This window comes from Paraburkholderia lycopersici (assembly GCF_900096975.1).
Classification (GTDB): Bacteria; Pseudomonadota; Gammaproteobacteria; order Burkholderiales; family Burkholderiaceae; genus Paraburkholderia; species Paraburkholderia lycopersici.
Genome location: NZ_FMYQ01000059.1, coordinates 1 through 9574, shown reverse-complemented (window position 1 = coordinate 9574; position 9574 = coordinate 1). Strand labels below are relative to the sequence as shown.

Sequence of the window (9574 nt, the reverse complement as noted above, 5' to 3'; positions counted from 1 at the left end):
ATGCTTCGCCGCTTGCGTGAGCATGACCAGATTGACTGGGAACGGGCGAGTCTTGATGCCGCCAGTGTTTCCAGCCCCGGGGGGCCAGGAAACCGCCCCAACCCGACAGACCGGTGCAAGCTCGGGTCGAAACGGCACATCGTCGTAGATGCGCGCGGCGTTCCTTTGGCCATCACGGTCACGGGTGCCAACCGGCACGATTCGATGGCATTCGAGCGCACGCTGGATGCCATTCCTGCGATACCGGGCCTGAACGGACAGCCTCGCAAACGTCCGGGCAAGCTGCATACGGACAAAGGCTATGACTTTGCACGCTGCCGTCGTTACCTGAGGCAGCGCGGCATCACGGCCCGTATCGGCAGCCGTGGCGTGGAAAGTAAGGAGCGGCTCGGCCGGTATCGCTGGGTAGTCGAGCGCACGCATGCGCAGTTTGCCGGTTTCGGTAAACTGCGCATTCGTTTCGAGCGTCGTCTCGACATTCATGTTGCGTTGCTGTCCCTGGCTGCTGCCGTTATCTGTTCGCGCTTCATCGATGACTTGTGTTAGCCGCTCTAAGTAATGGTAAATTCTTCTATCCATAACGGTAGAAGAAGTCGAGCAATATGATGAAATAATCATTGATTCAGAATGGATCAATTTCATGGTCAAATTTATGGCTGTTTTACTGGCTGCGCACGCGTATCTGGAATTTCCAGAGCATTCGTGCAGGCGAATAGTGTTGGCGCACTCCACGCTTGTTTGGAGTGCGCGAAGTCTGACAGAAGAAGTCGAAAATTTGGATTTGGAGCGGTTATTCAGCAGTGCTGCGACAAAGGTATATCTGGTATCAATGATCAAGCAAAATAAGATTGAGGATTCGATAACAAAAAATGACAGAGGTACGTGTGCAAATTTTTGCTGATGACTATCTGAAATGTGTTATTTTTTGAGAAAGATCTGCAGGAGAAAAATAGTAACCTGCCGGATGGGTTGGTAGCGAGTTGGCACTTGATTTAGCCCGGCAGCGTTTGGATGGCGTTGGGTTACTACTCAAATCATGAAAATAATAGTACACACGGATTATCGTCAAAACAATATGATCTTCAATCCGAAACGGTGAGAATATGAAGCATCCTATCATGAAAAAGCTATTCTACTTTTTCTTGCTGGCATATGCATGCTCATCCAAACTTGCCATGGGTCAAGCCGAGAATCTTGCCGATATCAATATTGAAGATGTTCGATATCAGTTCCTCTGTGAGGGTGGCGAGGGGACATCCCGTATAACGGTGGAAAAAACCGACCTCGGCAATGCTGGAAAATTAATAATTTTCGAAAAGAATCTGGAGCAAACGGATGACTGCGGTCTGGGAACCTGGACTGTAGACCCATCTTCCTCTAGGTCTAAGGGGATTCGCCTGGTAACCATTAACCCGGGTCAACCGGGCGTCAGCGCTCAAATGCTCGTTTTTTCCATTGATTCCGGCAATGTGTTCTTTGCAGGCTACATCCCCGTGGCGGCTGATCGAGTTGGAAATCTCAAATTTGAACTGGAAACGAATGACACTGGGAATGTAGGGATCTGGAGGGAGATTTATGAAGTCGTAGATAATAAGATTAAGATGACTGAAGAGCAATTACTTGTCGATGATGGGGACGTCTGTATCGACGGCAACGGGGAGGCATGGCGTTTAAGCGTGGGCGGCTCGGAAAGATGTGACGGGAAACGCATATCAGGGACTTTGAAAAAAGCGCATAAAATACAATAATCACAAGGGTTGGATTTCGAGCTGCACAGGTATAGCGAGGGGGATGTTGATTAGTACTACTGTGTCATAAAATTAATGGCTTATAAGAGCTTCTTCAGTCTTTGCATGAGGAGGCGATGGTCTGGGAGAGATCGTTCGACGAGTACCTGGAACACCTGTGCAATGCCATTGGACACAGTGACCGCCGGGCCGGTCGGTGGGCTATTGCCGGGGGCTGATGCTGCCCATTGCGCGCAAGGGCGTCGAACCGCTGGCAGCCCATATCGAGCCACATCGCGTGAGTGCGCGGCACCAGTCACTGCATCACTTCATTTCAAAGTCAGAATGGTCTGACGCCGCATTGATCGAACAGGTTCGGCGCTGGGTATTGCCACACATGAGTCCAGCAAAGGGTCTGTACTGGATCATTGATGACACGGGCTTTCCGAAGAAGGGGAAGCATTCAGTGGGCGTCGCACGGCAATACTGCGGGCAATGGGGCAAGCAGGACAACTGCCAGGTGGCCGTAAGCCAGTCTGTTGCCACCGGGGAGGCAAGCCTGCCTGTCGCTTACCGGCTTTATCTGCCGCAGGAATGGACGGACGATCCGGCAAGACGTATGCAGGCCGGTGTGCCCGAGGAGATTCGGTTTGCGACCAAACCACAGCTCGCCCTCGCGCAGTTGCGTGAGGCAAGGCAAAGCGGCGCGCCAAACGGCGTGGTGCTGGCTGATGCCGGCTGCGGAAACGACACGGCGTTTCGTTACGCCGTTGGTGGATTCGGACTGCAATACGCGGTTGGCATCCAGTTGGCATTAGATTGATGCGCAAATCGTGTAAATAATAATCAGGCAAGAAATAAACGGTCGATCTTATCGGACTCGGAGACGCCACCGATCACGGCGGCGAAATCTTTCCCGCCTCAGAAACTATGCGATACAGTGGGCCGCGCGTGGTTCGCAAGGGCGATCTCGTTAAGAGTCTTAAGCACGCTGAAGTATATGAGAACGTGATCCTGGACAGCGATCCGAAAATCACCGACCACGGCGTGCCGGTTGCGCGTCAGGGGCACAAAGTGGGCGTGCAGGTGCAGCCTGATTGCGAACATGGAATGATCGGGCGATTGCTGCGGGCCGCATGAACAGTGCCGGCGAATATTTCAATGGCAATGTGCACACGGGCACATGCAGGAATCGACTCGGAGCACTGTGAAAGCGGGAAGCTGGTGCCAGGTTCACGGTAAGACACGGCGCATGGCGCAGTGAGCGGTCCGCGGGTAAACAGTGCCAGGATGTAAGCGAGTTTTCGCCGGACTTTTCGCGCGGACCGAACTCATGTCTTGTTTACCCGCGCACGTGCTCCGGCAGACGGGCAAACGCTATGCGAAGCATCAATGCGCCCCCGCCGTGCCGCCGCCTCCGCCGCCCCGCGTCGACTTCGTGATCCAGATGAGCGGAATGATCACGAGAAAGATGATGGCCGAGATATAGAAAATGTCGTTCAGCCCCATCATGGCGGCCTGCGTCGTGAGCTGGAAATCGAACAGCGCGCGCGCGGACGGCTCGCTCAGGTGCAGCACCGTCTGCGTCTGGTCGATCGCCTGGACGAAGGTCGGATTGTTGACCGAAGCCTGCTCCGTGAGCCGGGCGTGATGCAGGATCGTGCGGTTGTTCCAGGCATTCGTCGCGATCGAGGTCCCCACGGCGCCGCAGAACACGCGCACGAAATTCGAGAGGCCCGCCGCCGCAGGCACGCGCTGCGGCGGCTGTCCCGCGAGAATGATCGCCGTAAGCGGCACGAAGAAGAGCGCCATCGGAATGCCCTGCAGCAGCGTGGGCAGTACGAGATGGAAGGTGTCGATTTCGATCACGTACAGCGAGCGCATGTAGAACACCCCCGCGAACAGCACGAACGCGATCGTCGCGATGATGCGCGCGTCCGAGCGCGGCAGCAGACGCCCGACCACGGGCGAGAGCAGCAGCGCGAATATGCCGAGCGGCGCGGTCACGAGGCCCGCATCCACGGAGCGGTAATTCAGATACTCCTGCATCCACTGCGGCAGCAGCACGAGATTGCCGAAGAACACCGCATACGCCACGGAAATCGCAATCGTCCCGCCGAGAAAATTCCGTTGTGCGAACAAACGCAGATCGACGATCGGATGCGCCTCGGTGAGTTCCCACACAAGGAAGAACGCGAAGCTGATCAGCGCGACGATGCCGAGCGTGACGATCACGGGCGAGTTGAACCAGTCCAGGTCCTTGCCCTTGTCCAGCAGAATCTGCAGCGAGGCCACCCAGGCGATCAGCAGGCCGAGCCCCACCACGTCGATGGGCGGTTTGCGCGTGGCCGATTCGCGGTGACGGTAGATCGACCACGTCACGAAGGCCGCGAAGAAGCCCACCGGAATGTTGATGTAGAAGATCCACGCCCAGTTGTAGCTATCGGTGATCCAGCCGCCCAGCGCCGGCCCGGCGATCGGCCCGACCGTCGTCGTCATCGCCCAGAAGGCGAGTGCGCTGGCCGATTTGTCCTTGGGCCACGAGCCGAGCAGGATGGCCTGCGAAAGCGGAATGAGCGGGCCGGCCACGGCGCCTTGCAGCACGCGCGCGATGAGCAGGAAAGGCAGGCTCGGCGCGACGCCGCACAGCCACGATGCGAGCACGAAAGACAGAATCGAGGTGATGAACAGGCGGATCTGGCCGAAGCGCTGCGTGAGCCATCCGGTGAGCGGAATGGAAACGGCGTTGGCCGCCGCGAACACCGTGATGACCCAGGTGCCTTCGTCCACGGAAACGCCGAGGTCGCCGGAAATGGTCGGAATGGCGACGTTGGCGATCGACGTGTCCAGCACGTTCATGAAAGTCGCCAGCGCGACGGCGATGGTCGCGAGGACCAGCTTGCCGCCCTCGAGCGGCGGCGGCGGTGCGGGCGGCGAGGATGAAGCGGCGGGCTGGTTCAAGCGTGTTCTCCGCGTATTCGGCTTGCGGCACAGGATACCCGTAATCGCAGGAGGCCACCGGGAGGCGCGGAGCATCCCCATGCGTTACAGGGGCATCTGGGCTTTCGGTTGGCTTTCGCCCGCGTTCGCGCGGCTTTCCGTAATATCGGGAAATGGTGTTTTTCCGTACATGCTGCGCGCGGCGAGCGTATCCTTGCGCCTGCCGCTCGCAGCGCAAACTGCGTGCGCCGAACACACAATATGATGACACCCTGTGGACCGCACCTCGCGTGTCGGCCAGAGCCAGCGCGTCAGCGCTCGCTCTGGTCCGGCGGCGTTCAGCGCGGTCCCGTGCAAAGCCAGGGGAGGCCTGACCATGAGCTGGGAATCGTTCGAAGGAGGCTGGCGCCTTGCGCCAGCCGTGGGCGCCGCGCGTGCGCTCGTCGTGCTGCTGCATGGCGTGGGCAGCAATGCACAGGACCTGATGCCGCTCGCTGACGCGTGGCGTCGCGATCTGCCGGGCGTCGCGTTCGCGTCGCTCGACGGCAGCGAGCCGTTCGACGGCGGCTTCGGCGGTCGCCAGTGGTTCAGCCTGCGCGATATCAGCGAGGCGAATCGCGAGGCGCGCGTCGTCGCGGCTTCGCAGGTGTTCGAGCGTCGGCTCGACGCCGAACTCGCCCACTGGGGACTCGGCCACGACGCGCTTGCGCTGGTCGGTTTCTCGCAAGGCTCGATCATGTCGCTCTATCACGCGGCCACGCAGGCATCCGGCGCGGCGGCCGTGGTGGCCTATGCCGGCCGGCTCGTCACGCCCGTGGTCGCGAAGAGCCGCACGGCGCTCACGCTGGTGCACGGCGCGGACGACCTGGTGATTCCGGCCAGCGAACTCGAGCGCGCAGCCACCGCGTTCAGCGACGCGGGCTTCGCGGTTGCCGCCTACGCGCTGCCGGGCGTCGGCCACACGATCACGCCTCAGGGCGCGATGCTCGGCCGCGACGCGCTCGTGCGCTCGCTCGGGCGCGAATCGAACGGTTGAGCGGTGCCGCGGCGGCTCAAAGCCCACGTTTTCACAGGGTCGGATGGGGGCGGCGGCCGCCCGCGACGTATTCCAGTCACATTCGCCGGTTAGCCTACGCAGTTATTTTTGGCGCGGCTAAAGTTCGCGTCGGTCGGGCCGTTAATACGGGGAGTCGCCGCGGCCATATAGGCCGCGTAGGCCCGTTCCGCCCGGCGTGCGGCTGGTTTGCGCCGCCCTTGACGAGGCCGCCATCGGGAATGCCGCCCGGAGGCGCTTCGCCTGCCGGGCCGCTAAAAAAAAACCGCACATCAGACCACCATGGCCCGAGCCAAGCCGCATTCCATCTTTTCCAAGAGGCTGTTCCGCCAGGACGTGGCGCTCGATCTCGGCACGGCCAACACACTGATCTATACCGCCGACGAAGGCATCGTGCTCAATCAGCCCTCCGTGGTCTGCTTCGAGCGCCGTGCCGGCGCGGGCGAGACGACGGTGGCGGCGGTGGGCCGCGAGGCGAAAGACCTGCTCGGTCGCACGCCAGTCAATCTGGAAACGGTGCGTCCGCTTTCGCACGGCGTGATCGCCAACTTTTCCGCCGCTGAGCACATGATGCGCCGCTTCGTGGCGATGGCACAGCCGCGCCGTCTGCTCGGGCGGCGGGCGGCGTTCACGGTGTGCGTGCCGGCGGGTGCGACGCGCGTCGAACGCCGGGCGATTCGCGAGGCGGCTTTTGCGGCTGGCGCGGCCAGCGTGAGCCTGATCGGCGAATCGCTGGCTTCGGCGCTGGGCGCGGGCCTGCCGGTGCATTCGGCGACGGGCTCGATGGTCGTGGACATCGGCGGCGGCACGACCGAGGTGGGCATCGTCGCACTTGGCGGCGTGGCGTGCAGCGGCTCGGTGCGCGTGGGCGGCGACCAGTTCGACCGCGCCATTGTCGATCATGTGCGCGCGGTTTATGGCGTCGTGCTCGGCGAACAGACGGCGGAGCACGTGAAGAAGACGATTGGCTGCGCGCTGCACGGGGAACCGGTCGAGCGCATGCGCGCGACCGGGCGCAGCATGGAGGACGGCCTGCCGCGCACCGTCGAGATCACGAGTCACGACATTGCCGACGCACTGGCCGCGCCGTTGCGCGAGGTGATTGGCGTGGTGCGCCACGTGATCGAGACGGCGCCGGCCGAGCTTGTCACCGACATCGCCGATAGCGGCATCGTGCTGACGGGCGGCGGCTCGCTGCTCGGGCGGCTCGACCAGTGCCTCGCCGCCGAACTTGGCGTGGTCGTGCGCGTGGCCGACGAGCCGCTCACCTGCGCCGTGCGAGGCGCGGGCGCGGCGGCCTCGCTCATGAGCGAGCACGCTTTCGAAATGGTCGAATAAGGACGCGAGGCGGCGGACGAAACAAGCGTGCCGTGTGGTCGCGGCGCGGGCATGGGACAATACGTCCCTTTGCCGTCGTGCGCCGCCATGCGCTTTTTCGTAGCAGCGCGCCGCTGTCCTGTTATCTTCACCTCGTCCAGCCGTGAATCCAGCCGCTTTCCCGGCCCCCGGCACGTTCATCGAACTGCCCGGCGGTCTGCCCATGCCTTATATCGAACGGGGCAAGGGCGAACTTCTTCTCTTCGTGCACGGCTCGCTATGCGACTACCGCTACTGGCGGCCGCAGCTTGCGGGCCTGGCGCAGCAGTATCGCTGCGTTTGCGTGAGCCTTACGCATTACTGGCCCGCCGGCGACGCGGCGCGCGGCCAGCCCTTCAGCTGGCGGCGGCACGTGGACGAGCTGGCGGCGTTCGTCGATGGCCTTGGCGCGGGCCCGGCGCACGTGATCGGGCATTCGCGCGGCGGCCGGGTGTCGTTCGAGTTCGCGCGTCGCCATCCGTGGCACGTGCGCACGCTCACGCTCGCCGACCCGGGCGGCCCCGTGCAGCAGCCGGGCCAGACGCTCGCCGTGCTGCCCGAGAACGTCAACGCCCTGCGCGCCCGCGCGGTGGCGCTGATCGAATCGGGGCAGATGGATGCGGGGCTCGAACTATTCGTCGATTCGGTGAGCCGGCCAGGTTTCTGGGCGAAGAGTACGCATGCGTTTCGCCGCATGGCGACCGACAACGCACACACGCTCGGCCCGCAGTTTCAGGATCCGCTGTCCGCGTACACGCGCGAGGAGGCGGCCGAGGTGCGCTGTCCCGTGCTGCTGATCGACGGCGAACTGAGTCCCGAGGTGTTTCACCGGGCGGTGGCCGCGCTCGACGCGTGGCTGCCCGATGCGCGGCGCGCGAGCGTGGCGCGCGCGTCGCACGGCATGAACTTGGCGCGGCCTGCGGCGTTCAACGAATTGATCGACCGATTCGTGAGCGGACGCGGGCGCTGAAGCGGGAGGGGCGGGCGCCCCTCCTCGACGCGTCAAATGTCGTAGTCCGAACGATTTTCGCTTATTCGTGGCCGTGAGCGTGCGCGTCGAGCTTGCGTTCGGCGGGTTCGCCCACGAGACCCGCGTAGTAGAGATGCACGCCGATGGCGAGCGAGTCGTTGCGGATTTCGTGGAAGGCTTTCCACGCCTTCACGGGGTCCTTGAACACGAGATAGTGCGCTTCCTGCGAAACGAGACGGGCGACCTGATGCAGACCGTGACCGTGCAGCGCGTCCACGAGGGCGTCGAGGCTGCGGTGCGTGCGCGCGTCGGTGCGCGGATACAGCATGTGCAGCACGACCACGCGTTCGCTGGCGAGCGCGGCCGACAGCGCGACCACGATGTCCTGGTGATTGAGTGCCGTGACGACGGCGCCCTCTGCGTGTTCGTTTTCTGCGAACAGGGAGTCGACCGAAATGTTCATCTGTTGCTTCCTTACGTTTTGCTTCAAGCGCGTATGGCGAGAAAAAAGGCCCGCCGGGTAGAGGCGGGCCAGGTCATGCATGGGACCGAACCGAGGCTAAATGCAAAGCCCGAGTCAGGTCGCCGCGACAGGGGAAGTCGTTGCATGTCGAGCAGTATCGCAGAGGCGGGGTGCGGCATGTTGCGTTGCAAAAGCAAAATATTGTTGCAGGAATCGGCGTTAAGGAAGCCGCAAGTTTCCCAATGTTGCTGGCTCCAAGAGGGATTGTTGCTGGCTGCGCTATCAATCGATGCTGTGCCGCGCCGTAGAATGCGGCTGGCGGTCGCAGCAATGCCGGCCCCGCCGGCGCCTGCGTCCTGTTGCGAAATGAAAGCAATTCAAGGACATCAAATGATCGATTCGAAGACACACGCCACGCTCACGATTCCCGGCCACGCTGAAGGCATTCAGTTGCCGGTCTACAAGGGCACGATGGGCCCGGACGTGATCGACATCCGCAAGCTGTACGGCCAGACCGGCATGTTCACCTACGACCCGGGCTTCATGTCGACGGCGTCGTGCAACTCGGCGATCACGTACATCGACGGCGACAAGGGCGAACTGCTCTATCGCGGCTACCCGATCGACAACCTCGCGCAAAACGCCGACTTCCTCGAAAGCTGCTACCTGCTGCTCAAGGGCGAATTGCCCACGCAGCAGCAGAAAGACGAATTCGTCGCCTCGGTGAAGAACCACACGATGGTTCACGAGCAGATGCATTTCTTTTTCCGGGGGTTCCGTCGTGACGCGCATCCGATGGCGATTCTGGTGGCGGCGGTCGGCGCGTTGTCCGCGTTCTATCACGACTCGCTCGACATCAACGACCCGACGCACCGTGAAGTGTCGGCGATCCGCATGATCGCGAAGCTGCCCACGCTCGTCGCCATGGCGTACAAGTACACGATCGGCCAGCCGTTCGTGTATCCGCAAAACGATCTGTCGTACAGCGCGAACTTCATGCGCATGATGTTCTCGAACCCGTGCGAAGAGTACAAGGTCAACGACGTGCTCGTGCGCGCGCTCGA

At 61.8% G+C, this 9574-nt stretch carries 9 protein-coding genes and 1 pseudogene; 8 read left to right on the top strand and 2 right to left on the bottom strand.

Annotated features, from left to right (window positions below):
- The 4 genes and pseudogenes from BLU17_RS31820 to BLU17_RS31805 form a co-directional block, all read left to right on the top strand.
- On the top strand, positions 1 to 546 hold a 546-nt coding region (locus BLU17_RS31820; protein ID WP_092006656.1), incomplete at its 5' end, for an IS5 family transposase.
- A gap of 572 nt (positions 547 to 1118) precedes the next feature.
- Positions 1119 to 1748 carry a hypothetical protein gene (locus BLU17_RS31815; protein WP_092006653.1) on the top strand — a complete coding sequence of 210 codons (630 nt, stop codon included), beginning with the start codon at positions 1119 to 1121 and terminating at the stop codon, positions 1746 to 1748.
- Positions 1749 to 1864: 116 nt separating this feature from the next.
- Positions 1865 to 2535 (top strand): annotated as a pseudogene (locus tag BLU17_RS31810) (IS701 family transposase); the annotation flags it as partial.
- Between the two features lie 122 nt (positions 2536 to 2657).
- Positions 2658 to 2867 carry a PAAR domain-containing protein gene (locus tag BLU17_RS31805; protein WP_245747122.1) on the top strand — a complete coding sequence of 70 codons (210 nt, stop codon included), beginning with the start codon at positions 2658 to 2660 and terminating at the stop codon, positions 2865 to 2867.
- 249 nt (positions 2868 to 3116) lie between these two features.
- On the opposite strand, the gene BLU17_RS31800 is transcribed toward BLU17_RS31805, so the two are convergent.
- Complete coding sequence (locus BLU17_RS31800) at positions 3117 to 4688, bottom strand: DHA2 family efflux MFS transporter permease subunit (RefSeq protein WP_245747121.1); 1572 nt, start codon at positions 4686 to 4688, stop codon at positions 3117 to 3119.
- A gap of 355 nt (positions 4689 to 5043) precedes the next feature.
- On the opposite strand from BLU17_RS31800, the gene BLU17_RS31795 reads away from it, so the two are divergent.
- The 3 genes from BLU17_RS31795 (at position 5044) to BLU17_RS31785 (ending at position 8047) form a co-directional block, all read left to right on the top strand.
- Positions 5044 to 5703: an alpha/beta hydrolase gene (locus BLU17_RS31795; protein WP_092006643.1), complete on the top strand. Its 660-nt coding sequence runs from the start codon at positions 5044 to 5046 to the stop codon at positions 5701 to 5703.
- Positions 5704 to 6003: 300 nt separating this feature from the next.
- On the top strand, positions 6004 to 7059 hold the full coding sequence (mreB, locus tag BLU17_RS31790; protein ID WP_092006640.1) for a rod shape-determining protein: 1056 nt from the start codon (positions 6004 to 6006) through the stop codon (positions 7057 to 7059).
- 202 nt (positions 7060 to 7261) lie between these two features.
- Positions 7262 to 8047 (top strand): alpha/beta fold hydrolase, encoded by a 786-nt coding sequence (locus BLU17_RS31785; protein ID WP_092006637.1) that lies wholly within the window; start codon positions 7262 to 7264, stop codon positions 8045 to 8047.
- Positions 8048 to 8108: 61 nt separating this feature from the next.
- Here the strand turns inward: BLU17_RS31785 and BLU17_RS31780 are convergent, their stop codons facing one another.
- On the bottom strand, positions 8109 to 8510 hold the full coding sequence (locus BLU17_RS31780; RefSeq protein ID WP_092006634.1) for a hypothetical protein: 402 nt from the start codon (positions 8508 to 8510) through the stop codon (positions 8109 to 8111).
- Between the two features lie 390 nt (positions 8511 to 8900).
- On the opposite strand from BLU17_RS31780, the gene BLU17_RS31775 reads away from it, so the two are divergent.
- On the top strand, positions 8901 to 9574 hold a 674-nt coding region (locus tag BLU17_RS31775; RefSeq protein WP_281247883.1), incomplete at its 3' end, for a citrate/2-methylcitrate synthase.

Excerpts from the sequence above, each read along its gene's own strand:
- BLU17_RS31780 (WP_092006634.1), bottom strand. The coding sequence starts at position 8,510 with ATGAACATTTCGGTCGACTCCCTGTTCGCAGAAAACGAACACGCAGAG.
- BLU17_RS31795 (WP_092006643.1), top strand. The coding sequence starts at position 5,044 with ATGAGCTGGGAATCGTTCGAAGGAGGCTGGCGCCTTGCGCCAGCCGTG.
- BLU17_RS31805 (WP_245747122.1), top strand. The coding sequence starts at position 2,658 with ATGCGATACAGTGGGCCGCGCGTGGTTCGCAAGGGCGATCTCGTTAAG.
- BLU17_RS31815 (WP_092006653.1), top strand. The coding sequence starts at position 1,119 with ATGAAAAAGCTATTCTACTTTTTCTTGCTGGCATATGCATGCTCATCC.
- mreB (WP_092006640.1), top strand. The coding sequence starts at position 6,004 with ATGGCCCGAGCCAAGCCGCATTCCATCTTTTCCAAGAGGCTGTTCCGC.
- BLU17_RS31785 (WP_092006637.1), top strand. The coding sequence starts at position 7,262 with ATGCCTTATATCGAACGGGGCAAGGGCGAACTTCTTCTCTTCGTGCAC.